The 20,382-nt window shown below is 40.3% G+C and carries 24 protein-coding genes; 7 read left to right on the top strand and 17 right to left on the bottom strand.

What is annotated here, in order from left to right; all coding sequences use genetic code 11:
* Positions 1-654: 654 nt before the first annotated feature.
* The 5 genes from DBR40_RS06415 to DBR40_RS06395 form a co-directional block, all read right to left on the bottom strand.
* Positions 655-903, bottom strand: a complete 249-nt coding sequence (locus DBR40_RS06415) for a DUF6952 family protein (RefSeq protein ID WP_124558920.1) — start codon at positions 901-903, stop codon at positions 655-657.
* The gene (locus tag DBR40_RS06410) at positions 903-1,211 is read right to left on the bottom strand and encodes a thioredoxin family protein (RefSeq protein ID WP_124558919.1); all 309 of its coding nucleotides are present in this window, start codon (positions 1,209-1,211) and stop codon (positions 903-905) included. Before DBR40_RS06410 ends, DBR40_RS06415 begins: the two co-directional genes overlap by 1 nt.
* 14 nt (positions 1,212-1,225) lie before the next feature.
* A complete protein-coding gene (locus DBR40_RS06405; RefSeq protein ID WP_025141704.1) occupies positions 1,226-1,858 on the bottom strand; it encodes a peroxiredoxin in 633 nt (210 codons plus the stop codon).
* Between the two features lie 257 nt (positions 1,859-2,115).
* Positions 2,116-4,500: a S9 family peptidase gene (locus tag DBR40_RS06400; RefSeq protein ID WP_233603819.1), complete on the bottom strand. Its 2,385-nt coding sequence runs from the start codon at positions 4,498-4,500 to the stop codon at positions 2,116-2,118.
* A 173-nt stretch (positions 4,501-4,673) separates the two neighbouring features.
* Positions 4,674-5,849 carry a hypothetical protein gene (locus tag DBR40_RS06395; RefSeq protein WP_124558918.1) on the bottom strand — a complete coding sequence of 392 codons (1,176 nt, stop codon included), beginning with the start codon at positions 5,847-5,849 and terminating at the stop codon, positions 4,674-4,676.
* Between the two features lie 115 nt (positions 5,850-5,964).
* Between DBR40_RS06395 and DBR40_RS06390 the strand changes: the two genes are divergently transcribed.
* The 3 genes from DBR40_RS06390 (at position 5,965) to DBR40_RS06380 (ending at position 8,483) form a co-directional block, all read left to right on the top strand.
* The gene (locus DBR40_RS06390; protein ID WP_124558917.1) at positions 5,965-7,362 is read left to right on the top strand and encodes an aldehyde dehydrogenase family protein; all 1,398 of its coding nucleotides are present in this window, start codon (positions 5,965-5,967) and stop codon (positions 7,360-7,362) included.
* A gap of 123 nt (positions 7,363-7,485) precedes the next feature.
* A complete protein-coding gene (locus DBR40_RS06385; protein WP_124558916.1) occupies positions 7,486-8,010 on the top strand; it encodes a YfiT family bacillithiol transferase in 525 nt (174 codons plus the stop codon).
* Positions 8,007-8,483: a DUF6265 family protein gene (locus tag DBR40_RS06380; RefSeq protein WP_124558915.1), complete on the top strand. Its 477-nt coding sequence runs from the start codon at positions 8,007-8,009 to the stop codon at positions 8,481-8,483. The genes DBR40_RS06385 and DBR40_RS06380 overlap by 4 nt, the downstream gene beginning before the upstream one ends.
* Here DBR40_RS06380 and DBR40_RS06375 read toward each other — a convergent pair whose 3' ends face one another.
* The 8 genes from DBR40_RS06375 to DBR40_RS06340 form a co-directional block, all read right to left on the bottom strand.
* A complete protein-coding gene (locus DBR40_RS06375) occupies positions 8,484-9,203 on the bottom strand; it encodes a heavy-metal-associated domain-containing protein (protein WP_124558914.1) in 720 nt (239 codons plus the stop codon).
* A gap of 176 nt (positions 9,204-9,379) precedes the next feature.
* Complete coding sequence (ygiD, locus tag DBR40_RS06370; RefSeq protein WP_124558913.1) at positions 9,380-10,204, bottom strand: 4,5-DOPA dioxygenase extradiol; 825 nt, start codon at positions 10,202-10,204, stop codon at positions 9,380-9,382.
* A gap of 105 nt (positions 10,205-10,309) precedes the next feature.
* A complete protein-coding gene (locus tag DBR40_RS06365; protein ID WP_124558912.1) occupies positions 10,310-10,882 on the bottom strand; it encodes a YceI family protein in 573 nt (190 codons plus the stop codon).
* A 74-nt stretch (positions 10,883-10,956) separates the two neighbouring features.
* On the bottom strand, positions 10,957-11,517 hold the full coding sequence (locus DBR40_RS06360) for a helix-turn-helix domain-containing protein (RefSeq protein WP_124558911.1): 561 nt from the start codon (positions 11,515-11,517) through the stop codon (positions 10,957-10,959).
* Positions 11,517-12,020 carry a DUF3347 domain-containing protein gene (locus DBR40_RS06355; RefSeq protein ID WP_124558910.1) on the bottom strand — a complete coding sequence of 168 codons (504 nt, stop codon included), beginning with the start codon at positions 12,018-12,020 and terminating at the stop codon, positions 11,517-11,519. Before DBR40_RS06355 ends, DBR40_RS06360 begins: the two co-directional genes overlap by 1 nt.
* 8 nt (positions 12,021-12,028) lie before the next feature.
* Entirely contained in the window at positions 12,029-12,841 is an 813-nt protein-coding gene (locus DBR40_RS06350; RefSeq protein WP_124558909.1) for a hypothetical protein, read from the bottom strand.
* 3 nt (positions 12,842-12,844) lie between these two features.
* A complete protein-coding gene (locus DBR40_RS06345) occupies positions 12,845-13,381 on the bottom strand; it encodes a heavy-metal-associated domain-containing protein (protein WP_124558908.1) in 537 nt (178 codons plus the stop codon).
* Between the two features lie 119 nt (positions 13,382-13,500).
* Positions 13,501-13,902 carry an HYC_CC_PP family protein gene (locus DBR40_RS06340; RefSeq protein ID WP_124558907.1) on the bottom strand — a complete coding sequence of 134 codons (402 nt, stop codon included), beginning with the start codon at positions 13,900-13,902 and terminating at the stop codon, positions 13,501-13,503.
* Positions 13,903-13,996: 94 nt separating this feature from the next.
* Here DBR40_RS06340 and DBR40_RS06335 point away from each other — a divergent pair, with 94 nt between their 5' ends.
* The 4 genes from DBR40_RS06335 (at position 13,997) to DBR40_RS06320 (ending at position 17,961) form a co-directional block, all read left to right on the top strand.
* Complete coding sequence (locus DBR40_RS06335; protein WP_124558906.1) at positions 13,997-14,719, top strand: peptidylprolyl isomerase; 723 nt, start codon at positions 13,997-13,999, stop codon at positions 14,717-14,719.
* 168 nt (positions 14,720-14,887) lie between these two features.
* Positions 14,888-15,655 (top strand): exodeoxyribonuclease III, encoded by a 768-nt coding sequence (locus DBR40_RS06330; RefSeq protein ID WP_124558905.1) that lies wholly within the window; start codon positions 14,888-14,890, stop codon positions 15,653-15,655.
* A gap of 94 nt (positions 15,656-15,749) precedes the next feature.
* Positions 15,750-16,997, top strand: coding sequence for an imidazolonepropionase (gene hutI / locus DBR40_RS06325; RefSeq protein ID WP_124558904.1), 1,248 nt, complete (start codon positions 15,750-15,752; stop codon positions 16,995-16,997).
* Entirely contained in the window at positions 16,984-17,961 is a 978-nt protein-coding gene (locus DBR40_RS06320) for a formimidoylglutamase (RefSeq protein WP_124558903.1), read from the top strand. Before hutI ends, DBR40_RS06320 begins: the two co-directional genes overlap by 14 nt.
* A gap of 45 nt (positions 17,962-18,006) precedes the next feature.
* Here DBR40_RS06320 and DBR40_RS26650 read toward each other — a convergent pair whose 3' ends face one another.
* The 4 genes from DBR40_RS26650 to efp (DBR40_RS06305) form a co-directional block, all read right to left on the bottom strand.
* Positions 18,007-18,165, bottom strand: coding sequence for a hypothetical protein (locus tag DBR40_RS26650; RefSeq protein ID WP_156131537.1), 159 nt, complete (start codon positions 18,163-18,165; stop codon positions 18,007-18,009).
* A 6-nt stretch (positions 18,166-18,171) separates the two neighbouring features.
* Positions 18,172-18,732: a 5-formyltetrahydrofolate cyclo-ligase gene (locus DBR40_RS06315; protein WP_124558902.1), complete on the bottom strand. Its 561-nt coding sequence runs from the start codon at positions 18,730-18,732 to the stop codon at positions 18,172-18,174.
* A 118-nt stretch (positions 18,733-18,850) separates the two neighbouring features.
* Positions 18,851-19,411: an elongation factor P gene (gene efp, locus DBR40_RS06310; protein ID WP_124558901.1), complete on the bottom strand. Its 561-nt coding sequence runs from the start codon at positions 19,409-19,411 to the stop codon at positions 18,851-18,853.
* Positions 19,412-19,543: 132 nt separating this feature from the next.
* Positions 19,544-20,104 (bottom strand): elongation factor P, encoded by a 561-nt coding sequence (gene efp, locus DBR40_RS06305; protein WP_124558900.1) that lies wholly within the window; start codon positions 20,102-20,104, stop codon positions 19,544-19,546.
* Between the last annotated feature and the right edge of the window lie 278 nt (positions 20,105-20,382).

The raw sequence follows: 20,382 nt of genomic DNA, 5'->3' as shown, positions 1-20,382 counted from the left end.
TTAAGCTCACGCGCGTTTCCAAATGCGCGTGGAATTAACACAAGAACGATGAAATCGTTAAGCTTTGCGTACTCGTTAAAAACGAGCGCGAGCTTAAAACAGATGTACTTTTTTAGTGCCCCGCGTTTGTTTAACATTGCCTTTACCCGGTTTCGATTTTACAACAGTGTTTTACCCTGCTTGCTAAACGATAAATTTCGAATAGAACCACGGAGGTTCTTTCTGTCTAAAATGGCCATACTTATAAGTAATATTAATGAACTGTTCTTAATGGCTACCTGCTGCGTATCTCCTTCAATACTACTATACTACAAATCCGTATCAAATCCACAGTAAGTCCGCATTAATGCTATAAAACGCGGATTATATGCGGATTTACCCTTAAGTTGGTATAAATCAGATATGCAGATGAGCCGACTTTAGCTCCCTTATCCGTTAGTCGGGATTTGCAACCCGTCTTTAATTTATTCATTTTTTAGACAGATGACACCAGTAAGATTTCAAATACTCCTTATTGCAAATCCCGACCAACATTTAGTTCGCAATGGAAGCTTAGTTTTATAATGACGAATTACGCTTAAACAAAAACCCCTTGCAAATTTTCATCTGCAAGGGGTTTATATTTCGAAAAAGCCCGATTAAAGTTTAAGACGATTATCTGTCAATCGAACCCATTACTTTTTGGCCGAAAGCATTTAATGCATCTTTTTCGGCAGTGCCTTCACTTACCATCTGGTGCACTTCAAGCGCGCCGCAAATATTGGTAATCATTTCGCCTGCTACATCCACTTCATGCTCACTAACGCCTCTAAATTCGCAAAAAGCCTCTAACACCTCTAAAGTAGTCTCCAGCTGTGCTGGAGTGGTGTTTTGAAATAATTGTCTTATAACTGGAATCTTCATTACTTTATCTTGTTAAATAGTTCAATCAAGCCTTCTGCTTTGTTGGTTTGTACCTGATCTACCAAATTGCCGCCTTCAAAAGCTGCAAAAGTTGGTAAATTATCAACGTTTGCAAATTTGCGTGAGTTTGGAAGTTTTTCGGCATCAACAATCAAGAAAGCTACATCTTCATTTTCTGAAGCCAGTTTTTTAAACTTGGGTTTCATGATCCGGCAGTTACCGCACCACGATGCAGCATACTGAACCATCACCTTTGAGTTCTCGGCCAGATATTGTTGAAGATTATCTTCTGTTAATTCTAAAAACATAACCTTTTGTTTAATTAGTTAGCAGCTAAGTATTCAGCAACGCCAGTTCTGTTTGCGTTCATTGCTTCTTTACCTTCTTCCCAGTTTGCAGGACAAACTTCGCCATGTTTCTGAACGTGTGCGTAAGCATCGATTAAACGTAAATATTCTTTAACGTTTCTACCAAGTGGCATATCGTTTACACTTTCGTGGAAAACTTTACCAGTCTCATCGATTAAATAAGTAGCTCTGAAAGAAACATTTGAACCAGAGAAAGATTCGTTTCCTTCCTCATCGTAATTAACTTCTTGATCTAAAATATCTAAGATACCAGATAATTGTCTGTGTGTATCAGCTAAGATTGGGTAAGTAACACCTTCAATACCGCCGTTATCTTTTGGTGTGTTTAACCATGCGAAGTGAACTTCGTTGGTATCGCATGATGCACCGATTACGATTGTATTTCTTTTTTCAAACTCAGGTAAAGCAGCCTGGAAAGCGTGTAATTCTGTAGGACAAACAAAAGTAAAATCTTTTGGATACCAGAATAATAACACTTTACTATTTTTGTTTACAGCCTCTTCAAATACATTGATTTTCAAGTCATCACCCATGTCTGACATTGCATCAATACTAACACTCGGGAATTTTTTGCCTACTATTGCCATAATTTTTTATCTTTTATTTTTGTGCCACAAAGGTACGGCTAAAAGCGTAGTCAATCAACCCCGATCTACTAATTGTTAATTGTATTTATTGATGGCGGTATAGATGAAAACTATAATGTTTTGTTAAAGTATAGCGGAATCCTATTTTTTATAAACTGGCCGTCATCTCGACTGAAACGCAGTGGAATGGAGAGATCCATTTTGATAGATTTCTCGACTGCGCTGCACTTCGCTCGAAATGACGACCGTAGGGGCAGTTATTTCTTTAACGTATTCTCATACAGTTTAAAAATCCGTTTGTATTCATCTGTCCAGCTGCTGGGTTCAACAAAGCCGTGGTCTTCTACCGGGTAAACGGCAAGCTCCCAGTTGTTTTTGCCCAGCTCGATAAATCGTTGTGTAATGCGTACAATATCCTGGAAATGAACATTCACATCAACCATACCGTGGGCCATTAGTAGATTGCCTTTTAATTTATCGGCAAAGTAAATTGGCGAACTTCTTTTGTAGGCAATCGGATCGTTAAAAGGCTCGTTAAGGATATTTGAAGTATAACCATGGTTGTAATGTGCCCAGTCGGTAACCGAACGTAAAGCGGCACCACTGGTAAAAACATCCGATTCGTTAAACATAGCCATTAACGTAATAAAGCCTCCATAAGAGCCTCCGTATAAACCAACATGTTTTGGGTTTACGCCATATTTCTCAACCAAAAATTTAACGCCATCTACCTGGTCAGTCAGGTCTTTTCCACCCATGTGGCGGTAAATGCCGGTGCGGTAATCGCGGCCATAACCCGAACTTGCGGTATAATCGATGTCGATAACCGTATAGCCATTATCGGCCAGTAAATTATTGAACATAAACTCGCGGAAATAGGTACTCCAGCCGAAATGCACGTTTTGTAAATAGCCTGCTCCGTGCACAAAAACCACTGCCGGATGGTTCGGGTGTGGGTTGTCTGATTTGTAAACCCTGGCATAAACATCTGCACCGTATCGGTTTTTAAAGCTAACCATATCTGGCTCGCGCCATTTATACGAATCGAATTCAACCGAAGTAGACTGGGTGATTTTTACGGCTTTAGCGCCAGCTTTATTGGTTTGCAGGTATAATTCGCCGGGTTTATTGAGGTAAGAGTAATTTATAGCCAGGTATTTCTCATCTGGCGAAAGTGTGATATCGCTCAAACCTTTCATGTTGGTAAGCTGCACAAGCTCGCCACCATTTGCTGCAATTTTAAAGAAATTGGTAATGCCGGGGTGCTCTTTATTGGCCTTAATGTAAAAGGTACTTCTATCTTTCGATAATTGTAGCGTTTGTACTTCCCATTTACCTGAGGTTAATTGTTTTTTATCTCCCGTGGCCACATTTACCATGTACAAATGTGAGTAACCTGTTGCCTCGCTTTGGTAGTAAAAGTGGTTATTATCAATCCATCCGGTATTACCCTGGTAATAGCTGCTAATCCCCGGACCACCTATCCAGGCTTCATCACGCTGGCGATCGAGCAAAGTAAGTTTGCCTGTTGCGGCGTCCAGTTTTAAAATCCAGCGGTCTTTGTTGTCGGTAGAAGTTGCAACCACGATGCCCATACTTCCGTTATCATTCCAAAGCGGGCCAAAAAGATTAACAGGCCGGTCGGCGTTTTTCTTTTTTAGCGTATCCAGTTCTTTCGGATAATCTTTTAGGTAATCAGGAAGGTCTTTTATCCCGGGTATGGTTGAAGTAAGTATGCTGTATATCGTATCGCGCTGAGTATCGTAAATAAAAGCCTGCGAGACATTCTCATTTTCGCCCACTTTTGCCCTGCCTGGAATATCTTCGGTATAACCAGAAGCGGTAACATAATTTGGAACCACAGTATTGTGGTTATTCTGTGCTGGAGTAGTGAGTTTGTAGGTAACAAAACGCCCGTCAGGACTAATTACTACATTATTTAAAAAACGGTCGTCGGTATAAAGTTCTTTTAACGGTTTGTTCTCGGTACCGGTAGCCCCAGAGCGACCTCTTCCGCCACGGTTGGCATTGCGCGATTCGGCGTTACGTTTCTTAATAATATCGAATAACTCCGTTTGCTGTGCTTTTAACCATTTGTCTTGCTCTGTTGCCTGTTTCGCTTCCGATCTTCCTGGTTTTTTACCTTTAATAAAATTGGTGATCTGGCTGGTTTCGGCCGATTTTAAATTTACTTCAAACAAATTATCACCCGCTTGGTAAACGATGTTCCCGTTGTTTAAAAAAACAGGGCTGTTTTCTCTTTCAAGGGTATTTGTGAGACGGATTTCTTTACCTGTTTTAAAGTTCTGGAGATAAATATCGCCACTCTTTTCTACAAGTCCCTGCGAACGATCGGCATTGTAAGTATAATTTAAGCTTAGTAATTTTTCATCTTCCTTTTCAGTCGCTTTAACAGGTTTTCTTCCTGTGGCCGAAATTTTAAAAAGCTCTTCTTTTGGTTTATTTTCAGGGTTCCAGTTAAAGTAGAGTGTTTTGCTATCGGCCGTCCAACGGAAATTGCCTGGTGCAACGCCCATCCATTTAGGGTCGCGCATTATTTTTTCTACGGTTAAGGGGGCAATTTGTTGCGCAAAAGTGTATTCTCCGGTGCAGAGCAAAAGAAAGAGTAAATATTTCTTCATGAATTTTAGGTTTGGTGCAATTTAGATAATGACAAGATTAAATCAAGAAGGAAATGGAAATGTTACACCACCTCATTTTGTAAATAAACCACAGATAAAAAGGATGAACACAGATAATCTTTTGTAATTATGTCAAAAATCTGTGTTTATCTGTGCAAATCTGTGGTGCATAACTAACGGATCACCCTTCCGGTTTTATCTACATTCACCTCATCAAAGGGTTTCAGGTAGTCGTTAATGATAACTGCAAATTCCCTTCGCGTTAAAACTTTTTTAAGATCGTATGTTGACGAAAATTTATAACTCTTGTTCCATTTTTTCTGTAACTCTGTTTTAGTTGCATCGGCCGATTTATTACCTACATAACTTACCATGGCTACGGTGTTTTCTAAATTGACAGGCGCATTTTGATGATCGTCGAACCAGATTTGAGCTTTGTAATAATAGTCTTTAATGGGTTGTTTAATTTCATCGTAGCTAACCTCTTTTTCGGGGTTAAAAAAGGCTTTCCCTTGTTTTAGCTCTGCTTTTATAATACCAGTTATCCCAACTTTTTGGATAGCAAGCCAATTTGAATCAACTGTTTTTACATCCTCAAAAGGCATAAGTGCATGTTTGTAGCTTAATAACTCACCCTGAATCCTTTTTAAATTAGCTAAACTGGTTTTGGTATCGAAAAATGCAGCATAAGCTGCCGTTGCTCCGGCTGAAGGCCCGGTTTCGAATGAATCAGCAGCAATATATATCAGGTTTTCCTGGTCAGGGATGAGCAGGCTGTACAGGGATAAAAAGTTTGCTCCCTTTGCCACAATACTTGCTACGCTGGTTCTGTATAGATTTTCATCATAATTTAACGGGCTTAATGAGGCTGGATTTAATGTACTAACCTTTAATGCAGCGATTAATTTTTCAGGGGTATCGGCCATGATCAGCACTTTTGCTCTGATGCTGAGGTCTTTGTTAAGTTTCAATTCCCAGCCGCTTGCTGATCTTTTAATTTCATTGTAAGGACTGTTGTTAATTACACTTAAAAGCAAGGTGCTATCAACAGCTATCTTCGCCGGATTTTTTTTATCTCTTTTAGGCTTCGGGAGATTCTGGTTTTGTGTGTTTTCAGTTTCTCTTTTAAAAAAACTCTGATAAAAAGAAAGTAGTCTTTGTGGTTTGTTAGCTACCGTTAATTGCTCCTTTTGTGTAAGCAGGATAGTTTTAACACCCGATTTGAAGGATTGGAATGCAGCAGAATAGGCGGCGTCGCCATTTCCAATTACCAGTACATCTGTTTTTAGGGTTTGGGCGCGCATAACCATGGGAATTAAGCATGCGAAAACAAAAAACAATCTTTTCATCTTTAGAATTAAAATTTGCTGCAATATGCTTTAAATGAATGAATTTTTAATGAAATGAGTTGATTTTAACTAAATTTAACCAGCATACCGGCCAAACCGCCATCGAACTTTAATTATGAAAGAAGAGATAAAATCAGTTTTCGACTTACAGCAGCAGCACAAATTGGAATTGCGGAAAAGCGACGCAAAAATGCGGATTGTAAAGCTGAAAAGGCTTAAACAGGCACTAACAGATTCGGAAGCGGAGATTTTTGCTGCACTTAAAGAAGATCTGCGCAAAAACCCTTTCGAAAGTGCTGTTACCGAACTGTATTTTACTTATGCCGAAATAGACCACGCCATAAAAAAACTTAGGAGCTGGATGAGGCCTAAAGCGGCTGGCAAAACTTTGAGCAATTTTTTTGCCCGCAATAAAATTTATTACGAACCCAAAGGTGTTTGCCTTATTATAGCCCCCTGGAATTATCCTTTGCAACTGATGATGAGTCCGCTGGTTTCGGCAATAGCGGCCGGTAACTGCGCCATCCTTAAGCCTTCTGAAATAAGCGCAGCAACGGCCGGGCTTATCAGTAAACTTATTGCTGATACTTTTGACCCACAAGAAATAGCTTGTTTTGAAGGTGATGCAGCTGTTTCTACAATATTGCTGGAATTGCCCTTTGATCATATTTTCTTTACCGGAAGTACTGCTATTGGCAAAGTAGTGATGGAGGCTGCGGCGAAGAACCTGACTTCTGTTACCCTTGAGCTAGGCGGAAAATCGCCTGCTGTTGTAGATGGCACCTGCGATTTAAAGAAAGCGGCAGAAAAAATTGCCTGGGGTAAGCTGGTAAATGCCGGGCAAACTTGTATTGCGCCTGATTATGTATTGATTGACGAAAGTCTGGAAGCTGATTTTGTAAAGCATTACCAGACTGCGGTAGACAAAATGTTTTTTGAGCATTCGGAAATTAATAAAAACGATTACGCTAAAATTGTGAATCCAAAACAGTTTAATCGTTTAAATAAACTTGTTTACGCTGCTGTGGCAGAAGGCGCAATTGTAGCTTTTGGGGGTAAGTTTGATGAAAAGGATTTAACCATAACACCAACGCTTTTAACCGCTGTAACCGAAAATAGTGAGATTATGCAAGATGAAATTTTTGGCCCGGTGTTGCCGGTTGTTGGATATAAACATTTGCAGGAAGCAATCGATTTAATAAACAGGAAGCAAAAGCCCTTAGCCCTTTATGTTTTTTCCGGTAGAACAGCTAACCAAAATAAAATCATTACCGAAACCAGTGCAGGCGGAACCTGTGTAAACGATGTGCTGGTGCACATTGGTAATCCTAATTTACCTTTTGGAGGCCTTAACAATAGTGGTATAGGAAGTTGCCATGGTATATTTGGTTTCAAAACCTTCTCGCACGAAAGGGCCGTGGTTTTTCAATCGAAATTGGGGGTAACTAAAATGATTTACCCTCCGTATGCACCAAAAATGGGATTGTTAAAGTGGTTGAAGAAGTTGATGTAATTTTGTGTTTTAATGTTGGAAGGTTTAAAGGTTAAGTTCGCGCTTTTCAACGTTCCAACTTTTTAACATTTAACCTTCCAGCTTATTTCGATAATTCTCCCTTAAAAAGCTTATTTTAGGTTCATGGATCTAGAGCAACTTAAATATCCCATCGGTCAATTTTCTATGCCGGCTATTTTCGATCAAAAGCAAATCGATGAATGGATTGCTGAAATTAAGGCCTTGCCCGGACAACTTAGAAAAGCTACTGAAAGCTTAACCAATGAAGATTTAAGCCAAGCCTATCGGCCTGGGGGCTGGACTTTACGTCAGGTTGTTCACCACATTCCCGATAGTCACATTAATGCCTATATCCGTTTTAAGCAAGCCATTACCGAAGATGTGCCCGTAATAAGGCCGTATTACGAAGAGCGCTGGGCCGAAACAGGAGAGGCGAAGAACGGTGATATCGAACTTTCTCTTGCTTTAATCGCAGCGCTGCATCAACGCTGGGTTACCTTTTTAAAAACACTGCAGCCTGCCGATTACCAGCGTAAATATATCCATCCCGAGCATGGTAAAGAACTTACTTTAGCTAATATGCTGGGCATGTATGCCTGGCACGGCAAACACCATTTGGCACACATTACCAATACCATAATAAAATGAAAAATGCCCGTTTAAATTTACTGATCTTATTGCTTATTGGTTTTTCGACCTTAGCGAATGCCCAAAAAGCTCCATCCAAAACCTTTGCTTTTGTTTTAGGCTCCTGGGAAATGCAAACGCCGAAAGGGAAACTTGTAGAGCAATGGGTGCAAAATCCGGATAAGACACTGAGCGGTAAAAGTTACCGCATTAATGCGAAAGGGGATAGTACACTTACAGAAACCCTTCAAATTAAAAACATTGGAAAGGATACTTTTTATTGCTCAACCGTAAATGGACAAAATGAAGGTAAAGAAGTATCTTTTAAACTGATTTCTACCACAGATCAGACTTACGTTTTCGAAAATAAAACGCACGATTTCCCGCAAAGAATTGTTTACCAGAATAAGGGCAAAAAAGAAATGCTCGCCTGGATTGAAGGCGAGCTTAATGGTAAAAGCCGAAAATCGGAGTTTAAGTACATAAGGAAATAACTACATCAGTACCAGCATCGCTGCACTCATGGCAATCATAATGGCGTCCTCAACAATGGTAACGGTGCTCATGGGTAGGTTGAAAACGGCACCCAAACAGGCGCACTGAATTTTTTTCTTGTTCAGCACACTTTCTAAAACACCCAAAATACTAACTGTCATTACAATTAACGTAGCCCAGTTTACCACAATAGGAGATAGGTTTAAAGCGAACGACAAGCCTAATCCCAATTCGATAAATGCGTAGATATAACCCCAGGCACTAAATTTTTTTGCAACGATATCGTACATGGCATAGCTTTCGGCAAATGCTTTTAAATTGAGCATTTTGAAGAAAGAGAAGGTAAGGAAAAAACCGGCCATGAAAATGCGCATGAAAACCATAAAATCTACAGTGCCGTTTTGCAAAGAAACAATTAATGAAACCGCAGTAACATAGCCAAAAATGAGTAAGATCGGTTTATAGGTTGCGGCCCACGATTTGGTTTCTTCTACCATTTCGTTGTGTGCAATTGGTGAGATCTGGTATTTACTGTCTTTACCGCCCAAAGCATCTTGCAGGGTGGCTAAGCCAATGTGCTTATCCATGCTAATGGTGGCCGAGTTGGTGTCTTTCGAAACATCAACCGAGGTGATGTCAGGTAAAACCAAAAGGTTACTTTTTACTTTATTTTCGCAACCGCCACAAGTCATGCCGGTAAGTTGATAGGTGTGTGTCATGTTATAAATTTTAAACAAATTTACCTCATCCGGTAACCTGATCTGTTACAGAATAACCATAAAGTTTTATAGAATTTTGGATTCTGTCATTCTGAACGTAGTGAAGAATCTTTTACTGTTTAGAGAGGAGGTATTCTTCATTTGCAGATGCTTCGTGCCTCAGCATGACAACCGTATTACCCCACTAAAACCGATGTCATGGTTAGCGAACCGCCAACGGCTTTATCGTTAAAGAAAGTAATATCTTCCTGCTCGTTTTTCAGGCCAAGGGTATAAATTAAGGGTAAATAATGTTCTGGCGTTGGGATGGCAAGCATGGCGTCAGGGCCTAAATTCCGGTAATTCATTAAAGGCTTATGGTCGCCGTTTGCAATCAGGTTTTTGAATTTATCATTCATTTCGTTAGCCCAATCGTAACCGCCACCATTAATCATTTCCCAGCTTAACATGCGCAGGTTATGCACCATATTGCCACTGCCAATTACCAGAATACCTTTTTTACGCAAGGCATAAATTTCTTTGGCAATTTCGTAGTGCTCCTCGGGTGCTTTGGTGTAATCGATGCTCAATTGAAGCACGGGGATATTGGCCTTGGGATACATGTGCCTTACAATGGTCCAGGTACCGTGGTCTAAACCCCAATCGTGATCTAAGCCAACTGGTGTGCTATGAATTAGCGATGGGATTTCTGCAGCAAGTTTAGCATCACCCGGGACAGGATATTGCACGTCGAATAAGGCCTGTGGAAAGCCACCAAAATCGTGGATGGTAGATGGAAAGTCCATTGCAGTAACAAAGGTGCCACGGGTGTACCAATGCGCCGAAACCACGAGGACTGCTTTAGGAACCGGAATATGCTTCGCCAAATCGGCCCAGCTCTGGCTAAACTCATTGTGCTCAATACCGTTCATGGGCGAGCCATGGCCAATAAATAAAGTTGGCATTAAATCCGTTTGAGGCAAACGCTGAGTAAAGTTTTTGAATTGAGATAATGATGACATAATATCGTGTTTGTCTAATCGAAATTTAAAGACCGTTCTCCTGAACTTGTTTCAGGATCTGATGAAAGAGATTCCGGGGCAAGCCCGGAATGATGATAAGGTATATTATTTTGCCTGAACAAACTCCAGGTTTAATTTAATGGCAACATCTTTAGCTACACCTGCACCAGTTGGGTCGTATTTAATGTTATAATCTAAACGGTTAATGGTTGTGGTGGCGCCAAAGCCCGCCTTTGTATTGCCTTGCTGGTCTTTAGCGGTTCCACCGTAAACTACCGCAAATTTTACATCTTTGGTTACATCGCGGATCGTTAATTTACCACTTAGTTCGTAATTGTTGCCACTTAATTTTTTAAAACCAGTGCTTTCGAATTTCATGGCTGGAAATTTCTCTGCATTGAAAAAATCATCCGTTTTCAAGTGATTGTCTCTCATGTCAACGCCTGTTGTAATGCTGTTCACATCAACCGTGAAGTTGATTTTTGCATCCGTTAAATCAGGCTTAGCTGCAGTAACTGTCCCGTCAAATTTTTTAAACGAACCATCAACAAAAGAAATGCCCATGTGCTTAACCGAAAAGTTAACAAATGAGTGCATTGGATCGATTTTCCAGGTTGTTTGTGCGAAAGAAGCCACGCTTATTGAGGTAGCTATCAGGAATAAAAATAATTTTTTCATGTCTTGTTCTTTTTTAACAAAAGTACGTTGACATTCAGAAAGATAGTCTTGATGTATGTTAAGAAAACAAGGGGTTAAATTTCATCGAGCGTTTTGCGCTTATTCGCCGTTTTGGCTTTATAGGCTGATGGGGTAAGATCCGTAACTTTCTTAAACTGCGCAGAAAGATGGGCAACGCTGCTGTAGTTGAGTTGATAAGCAATTTCGCTCAGTGTGAGCTCGCCATAGGTTAACATTTCTTTTGCCTTCTCTATTTTCTGCGCAATGAAGTACTTTTCGATGGTTTGCTTTTCTACCTCCGAGAAAACAAGGCTTAGCTGTGGATACTCGAGCTTAAGTTGCTCGCTTAAATAGGCAGAGAGATTAATTTTTAAAGGTTCTTTTGAATAATGTACCAGGTTGATGATGGAAGTTTTGATCTGCTCGGCAATTTGAGTCTTCCGATCCTCCAAAAGTTCGAACCCAAAAGAATGTAAAGCCTCACTGATTTTGAGTTTATCATCAGCTGTTAAACTTCCGGGGAGGATAACTTCGCCCAGTTCAACCGAAACAGGATTAAAGCCGAGCTTCTCCAGCTCGGCTTTAACCACCATTTTACAGCGGTTGCATACCATATTTTTGATATGCAGGTGCATTATTTCGATTTAATCGTTTCTGAAACGTCACCACAATCAAACATCATGCTGCCGTAGTACGGGTTTTCGATGTTTTCTTTTTCGTTTAACCAGCTGGCCTTAGCCATAGGGCAGTGTTGCACATATACGGTGGCATTATTGAATTTAACGCTTTTAACGGTTTTAATCATCGCATAAGAAATACCCTCGAACGACTTACGTTGCGCCTTGATATCTTTTGCAGCGGCGAGCTCGGCAGCTTTGGCTTTGATTATTTTAGCCTGTTCCATCCAGGGCATGTGCTGCGTTGCAGGTAAGTCTTTGTGCGGAATAGCATCAACTTTAGCCGATAAAGCCTTTGCCTTTTCAGCTGCAAGATCTTTTTTGTCGGTAGCCAAAGCATTTTTAACATCGTAATAAGCAGTTAGGAGCTGATTAAAAGCTGCATCTGTTTTACTTTGTGCGAAAGTTAGTTTTGTAGTTGCGATGGCAATTATTGCCACCATGATCATTATTTTTTTCATGAGATCTTTTATTTTAATACGTTAAAAAAATTAAATTCTGCCCTTAAAAGGTACATGTTTTTGGTATATCGGTTGGTCATGTTTCCAGCTGCCTGAAAACGGTAACCCAAATCAATCCGTGTGGTGCTGTTCAAAATAACCTGGAGTGCAGGCGCTAAATCCAGGTAAGATTGGCCTGTACCAGGATCTGTTTTACCCAGCATTTCAAAATAAACATTAAAGTTCGGCTCCTTATAGTTTTTATATACAATTGGTAAAACCAGATAACCTGATGATAAACTGTAAGAAAACATGTTGTTTGGCCTCGGCATCCCGGCAATTTGCCTGTCATTATTCTCGAAGGCATGCGCATAGCCCAATGTTGCCGATAAGGCCAATTTATGCAAAAGCTGCGTAAATATTAAACCACCCTGAACACCACTATTGTCGCCTTCTAAATTGATATCGCGGGTAAATGTTGGCCGCCTACTCGTACTTATCCGGCCAAAAGCTGCTGCCCTGAGGTGACTATGCGTCTCGTCTATCGATAGGAAGCGGTATTTTGCATATAAGCTTCCGCCTTCCAAACGGTATTTACCGTCCATGTCTGAAAGAAAAGCCTGTGCATGGGCCATCAGGTTTTTATTGAATCCGATCATCACCTCTGGGATGGTACGGCTCACAAAACCGGGATTGTTGAATATGCCCTCGTTGGTAATGCGTACCCCAATTGATTTTGTAGGCATATTGCTTGCCGGTTCGGTAAAAACGTATAGTTCCTGACCAAAAGTATGATTAAAAGCACCAGCCAGAACCAGTGCTAAAATTAATATCCTTTTCATGGCTTAAGAAAGCACTAAATGGTAAACCCGGGTTTTTTTACCGTTAACAACACCCGTGCCGCTTGCATAGGCATCAGAATTAACCGAAGTAGCCTGCTTTTTAAATGCTGCGCCCGAAATGAAATTTTTATCGATAACCGATGCTTTTACAGTACCGTTAAGGGTTTTGTTTTTGGCGTTTATAAAACGGTAAACATTTCCATTCACAATTGCCTGACCTTTATCGTCAACCTTAACCTGATCGAAAGTGAAGTCGGCGGTTAAACCACCTACCGAGAAACCGGCATCCTGAACTTTTTTACGTACCAGATCGAGGTTAATGTCGGCACCTTTTTTAAAGGTAAGCACAAAGATGTTTTTGTTTAGATCTGGTTTTACCGAGTTAATGAAACCTAATGTTTCCAAAGATTTCTGCGTAGCATTAGAGCACATCGAGCAGGTTAATCCGGTAACCTGTAAATCGGCAGTTGATATTTGTTGCGCCGAAGCATTAACGGCGAAGAAAAGCATAATAATGCTGAATAATTTTATCGTTTTCATGATTTTATTGAATTGGAATTAAACAATCCGCCTATCCGACGGAGTTTTTTAATCAGATTTCTAATTCCCGTCACTTCATCCGATAGCTATCAGATCGAAATGATGGGCGCGATAAAATCCTAATTCCTAAAAATACAATTGAAAAGATGCAGGGCAACCCGCGCAGAAAGCGGAGGGGCCTTGTTTGAGATTTTACTGAAAAAATCGGGACTGATGTTCGAGATAAACTCCAGCACCGGTGGGTGGATAAACAGCTGAATAGAAAAAAGCTTTGGCATTTGTATTTGTGCCTCTGCCTGATGACTATCCTTAACTTTTACCGTTACCTGTGTATTTTTGCAGCAGCCGTCATCTTTCTTTTCAGCAGGAATTTCTTTGCAGAATTTGCAGGAAACTTCATTGCTGAAGATTTTTACGTTTGCCAGCTTCCCACCGCAAAAGTGTAAACTTAAAGCCAAACCCATCACACTAACTGCATAGAATACAGCCAAAGAAAGTGCTATTTTTTGTTTGAGCTTCATGATTACAAAGGTAAAGCAAAAAATATCGATTTATAAGGGCATTTATTTATTGAATTTCATTTTTTAGCTTAATTTAGCCTCAAACACCTTTTTGATGAAGAAAATTTTACTATTCCTCTGCACTTTTTCGATGCTTACCGCTTTTGCTGCGAAACCTAAAAATCAATATGTGCGCATTAAAACCGAATATGGCGAATGCATTTTAAAGCTATATAATCAAACACCTTTGCATCGCGATAATTTTCTTAAACTGGTAAAAGAGGGCTACTACAATGGTGTGCTCTTCCACAGGGTGATTAAAGATTTTATGATCCAGGGCGGAGACCCCGATTCGAGAAATGCCAAACCAGATTCTTTATTGGGAGAAGGTGGACCAAAATATACCATCCCGGCCGAGTTTAACGATAGTTTGTTCCATAAAAAGGGTGTTTTGGCTGCGGCCAGAGAAGGGGATGACGTTAATCCACAAAAAGCATCGAGCGGCAGTCAGTTTTACCTGGTACAAGGAAAGGTTTTTACCGATGAGCAATTGAATAATGTAGAGCAAAAGCGCTTGAAGTTTAAATTACCGGAGTGGCAAAGGCAGGTGTATAAAACCATTGGCGGTACACCTCATCTTGACCGCAATTATACGGTTTATGGTGAAATTATTTCCGGATTAGAAATGGTTGATAAAATTGCAGTACTACCCACAGATAAAAATAACCGCCCAAAACAGGATGTGAAAATGGAAATTACCGTTTTGAAGAAAAGGGAAGCGAAAAAAATCGAGAAACAATTGTTACAAGCCTCTTTAAAAGATAAGGTTGTCATGTAGGGCAGAACAGAACCACGAATCGGATTATATGTTTCGCAGCGGTATGGCCAGGATTGGCGACCCGTTCAAACTAAATTTCTACTTAGATATCATTAATTGAATCCAATTACCCGGCATTTATTCAATTAATTTCTAAATTTACCGCCCACAACAATTGAAACTTAACTGATGAAAATCATCTCCTATAACGTAAATGGGATTAGGGCTGCCAGTACCAAAAACTTTTTTGGCTGGTTACAGGCTACCAATGCCGATATGGTCTGTTTGCAGGAAGTAAAAGCTTTACCGGCACAGATCCCCGAAATTATTGCACTTGTTGAGCAGCTGGGCTACCATCATTACTGGTTCCCTGCCGAAAAAAAGGGATATAGTGGCGTGGCGATTTTGTCGAAAATTAAGCCTAACCATGTAGAGTATGGTTGTGGTGAAGAATGGATAGATCGTGAAGGCCGTATTTTACGGGCCGATTTTGACGGTTTCTCTTTAATGAGCCTTTACATGCCTTCCGGATCAAGCGGTGATGAACGGCAGGTTAAAAAGTATGAATTTATGCGCTTTTTTGATGTCTATATCGGAAAGCTTCGCAATCAGATCCCGAATTTAATTGTAAGTGGCGATTATAACATCTGCCATACCGCGATTGATATCCACAATCCAAAATCGAATGCCAATTCATCGGGATTTTTGCCTGAGGAACGCGAGTGGATGCAGTTATTTTTAGATAATGGCTTTATCGATACTTTCCGTCATTTTAACAAAGATCCGCATCATTACACTTGGTGGAGTTACAGGGCCGGTTCGAGGGGCAAGAACCTGGGCTGGCGTATTGATTACCATTTAGCTACCCGGCCAATGGAAAACCGGTTAAAGAACGTAAGGATTTTACCAGATGCCGTACACTCTGACCATTGCCCTGTGCTGTTGGAGCTAGATTAAGTATTTGGTTAACTGGTTAATTGTTTGAACCGGTTAACTGTAACTAACATTCGATTAACCAATTATATAGTTTCAACAATTAACGATCTGGCAAATGCTAATCACCAATATAAAAGGCCTTGTTGGCTTACATCCAAAAAGCAAACTGATGCTCCGCGGCAGCGAACTGAACGATTTACATGTTTTGGAGAACGCGTGGCTCTTAATTGAAAACGATTTGATTAAAGATTTTGGCGAAATGGATTCAATCCCCGCCCATATCTCTAATGTCCCATCTCAAATCTCTGCCAATGGCAGGTATGTTTTTCCTTCCTGGTGCGATAGTCACACCCATATTGTTTTTGCGGCTACACGCGAAGAAGAGTTTGCTATGAAAATACAAGGCAAAACCTACGAAGAAATTGCTGCTGCCGGTGGCGGAATTTTAAACTCTGCCAATAAGCTGCAAAAGGCCACTGAAGATGAGCTGTTCGAAAGCGCCTCGGTAAGGCTTAAGCAAATGATTCTGCAGGGCACAGGAGCTGTAGAGATTAAAAGTGGCTATGGCTTAACGGTTGAAAGCGAAATTAAAATGCTTCGTGTTATTAAACGCCTGAAAGCGAGTTTTCCGGTTCCGATAAAGGCTACCTTTCTGGCTGCTCACGCTTTTCCGGCATTGTATAAAGATGATCATGAAGGTTATATTAATCTCATCATCAACGAAATGCTGCCGCAAATTGCAGCAGAACAATTGGCTGATTACATTGATGTTTTTTGCGAGAAGGGATTTTTCTCGGTAGCCGAAACCGATCGAATTTTAAAAGCAGGTGGTGTGTATGGCTTAAAACCAAAAGTTCACGCCAATCAACTTTCTGTATCAGGTGCTGTTGAGGTTGCGGTATTAAACCAGGCCATTTCAGTCGACCATTTGGAGGAAAGCGACGAAGCAACCATTACGGCCTTACAAAATTCCAGTACCATAGCAACATTACTACCTTCCTGCTCGTTTTATTTAGGTATTCCGTTTGCGGATGCTAAAAGCTTTATCAAGGCCAATTTACCTGTGACTTTAGCAACCGACTATAACCCGGGGTCTACGCCATCCGGAAATATGAATTTTGTAGTTGCTTTAGCTTGTATTAAGCTCAAGATGTTTCCGGAGCAGGCCATTAATGCAGCCACGCTAAATGGTGCGGCCGCAATGGAAATTGGCGAAAATTACGGAAGTATCGCCATTGGTAAAAAGGCCAATTTGTTTATCACCAAACCTATGCCATCAATCGCCTATTTACCTTATAGTTTTGGCGAATCACAGGTAGATCGAGTTATTTTAAACGGAGAAATTTATAATGGACAGCTTTAAAATATACAGTCAGCAAGATATCGACCAACTGGTTATTAACCGGGATGGTGAAACCAAACTTGGCGAAAGGGTAGTGTCATATCCTTCCAATGATGGTGCTGTTTTGACGGCTGTTTTAGCCAATAGCGAAGCTAAGTTTGTGCTATTAGGCATTCCTGAGGATATTGGTGTACGGGCCAATTTTGGCATCGCAGGTGCGGCATCCGCCTGGCGTACAAGTTTGGTTACCTTTTTGAATATTCAAAGCAACCGGTTTTTAAAGGGGGATGAAATTTTGGTCCTTGGTCATTTTGAAATTAAGGAACCGGCAGATTCGTCGGTTGCCGGACTGAGGAAAAAGGTTGAAGAAATCGATAACCTGGTTTATCCGGTAATTGAAAAAATTGTTGCGGCAGGGAAAATCCCAATTGTAATTGGTGGAGGGCATAACAATGCTTTTCCTTTGATTAAGGGGGTTGCTTCGGCCAAAAAGGCACCAATTAATGTGCTGAATATCGATGCCCATGCAGATTTAAGATCGCTTGAAGGAAGGCATAGCGGAAACGGATTTTCTTACGCTTTAAAAGAAAATTACCTGAACCATTATTTGATGTATGGTTTGCATCAGAATTACAATAATGAGGCTATTTTGGATCAGATTGAAACCAATCTGAAGCTTGATGCGGTATTTTTCGAAGATATTTTAACCGGAGGAGTTGATTTTAACGGATTTTTAAGCAAAGTTGAAGGTGCGCCGGGCTTGGAAATTGATGTAGATTGTATTCAGCATGTGCTATCAAGCGCTGAAACACCATCTGGTTTTGCTGCAAACGAGATTCGGAAACTGATTTTGAGCAGTAACAGGCAGTTTGCTTATTTGCATATCTGCGAAGGGGCTACCCGTATGCTAGATGGGCGGGTGAGCAGGTTAACGGCGAAGCTGATTGCGTATTTGGTGAGCGACTTTGTGAAAGCGCAAAAGTAAGTTTAATGTAACTTCATTTTCTGGTGGGGAGATGCTGAAATATCGTTATAGATGTTCAGCTTCGTATTTCTCGCCAGCTTTTAACATGAGTTCAATCTGCTTTAAATCATCGGCAGTCAGCTCTTCCTTCTCTTGCAATTCGAACACGGCAATCATATTGTCTTCGTACTGCTTTTCGGTTTTAATAACGATCTCCTGTGCCATTTTAATTTAAAATTTTATTATTGCTGTTGGTGTTATGCAAAAATCCAAACGGATATCGTGTTCGTTCACATCATCTATTTTTTCAATTGCAGGGTACAAAGATAAGCCTATTTTCTGAGCATTTATATTTTGCAGAAAGCGATCGTAAAAACCCTTGCCATAACCCGCGCGGTAGCCTTGTAAATCGAATGCCAGAAGCGGAACAATAACCAGGTCAATCTCACCCTGATGCAGTTTCCCATTTTGCGGTTCGAGAATCTGATAGGTGTTTTTCTTTAAATCCTCTAAGCCAATATACTCATGATGGGTCATCAGTGCCGTTTCGAAATCGGCTTTGGGTACAATAATCTTAATTTCAGGATGGTTTGTCGTCAGCCAGTCGATCAGCAGGAAGGTATCGGGCTCTTTCTTTTCAGTAATTGACAAGAAGATGTGAATGCTTTTAATTTTGCTAAAATCGAGCGTTTTAAACTGATTTAAGAGCGCTTTGTTAAGCTCTTGATAAGTGGCGTCATCTAATCGCAATCTATCTTTTAACGCTTGTTTTCTGATGTCGGCTTTTAGCATAATCGTAAAGGTAAATATTTTACAGGCCTGTAAGGTTTTTAATTGCAGGTCTAAAAAACGGAAATAAAAAAGCCTCTAAAGATTAAACTTCAGAGGCTTTGGAATACTATTGGTTAAATTACTTTACACGCTCAACGTAGTCGCCGGTGCGGGTATCGATTTTAATTTTATCTCCCTGATTTACGAACATCGGAACTTTAACTTCAACACCGTTTTCAAGCGTAGCTGCTTTTAAGGCGTTTGTCGAAGTGTCGCCTTTAACTGCAGGCTCCGAATAAGTAATTTCAAATTCAGCAAAGTTTGGTAATTGTGCCATAATTGCTTCGTCGCTTTCCATCGAAACAATGATGTTCATACCTTCTTTTAAAAATTTAATTGCCGAACCGAATAAAGTTTTCTCAACGTTAAATTGCTCGTAAGAGTTGTTGTCCATAACTACCAGGTAGTTACCATCTTCATAAAGGTATTGGTAGTCGTTGGTTTCTACACGACAGATTTCTACAGCCTCGTCGGTATTCATACGGGCTTCTACAATTCTACCTGTTTTAATGTTGCGGAATTTACCAGTGTAAAATGCACCACCTTTACCAGGTGTGCGGTGATTCCATTCGTCAACAGTAACCAGTTCGTTGTTTACACGAAGAATGTTACCTGTTTTAATTTCTGATGCTTTAGCCATATGTTGTTATCCTGAATTGGATTTAATATTTCTGTTTTTTGCGTTGGCAAAGGTAAAATTATTTTAATAAAAACCTATAAAGGTTTAAGGCATAAGGCTTAGGGTTTAGTCCGTTGTAAGCCTTTGCTGTTACTATTTTACCCTTTCCATATAATCGCCGGTTTTGGTATCAACTTTAACCTTATCCCCCTGATTAATAAATAAAGGCACCCTTATTTCTGCACCAGTTTCAACAGTTGCATATTTTTGGGCACTGGTAGAAGTATCGCCTTTAACTGCAGGTTCGGTGTAAGTAATTTCAAGCTCAACACTGTTGGGTAACTGGGCTACAATCGGTTCGTCGCTTTCAAATGCGATGGTCACATTCATGCCTTCTTTTAAAAATTTGATTGCATTGCCGAAAAGAAGCTTCGGGATATTGTGCTGATCGAAAGTGTTGTTGTCCATCACCACAAGATAATCGCCATCCTCATACAGATATTGGTAATCGTTGGTTTCTACACGGCAAATAGTAACCTCTTCATCGGTACGGAAACGGTACTCTACAATTTTACCTGTTTTTACGTTCCGCATACGTGACTGATAGAAAGCCCTTAAATTTCCCGGGGTGCGGTGGATGTATTCTTCAACACTTACCAACTCTCCGTTAAAACGAAGTACGTTTCCGCTTTTTACTTCTGATGCCTTTGCCATTTGATAATAAAATATTGTTTTGTCAATTTTTGAATGCCAAAGTTAAAAAAAAGGAATGTAATCCTTAAAGCCGATCGCTCAAAACCTCACAAGTTAGAGCATGTGTAAAAAATATAAGCTGTGAGGTTTGGTGTTTGAAGAAAAATACCTGTATAAAAGAAATGCCTTTGGGAACCACTCCAAAGGCATAATCAACCTAAACCTCAAACTAAACTATGAAAAACTCTTTGCCTTTGAAGGCGTATATTTTGGATTCTGCCAAAGCAGAAATTTAATCT

This window comes from Pedobacter sp. KBW01 (assembly GCF_003852395.1).
Classification (GTDB): domain Bacteria; phylum Bacteroidota; class Bacteroidia; order Sphingobacteriales; family Sphingobacteriaceae; genus Pedobacter.
Note: the sequence above shows the minus strand (reverse complement) of the source record. Positions and strands in the feature narration are given on the sequence as shown.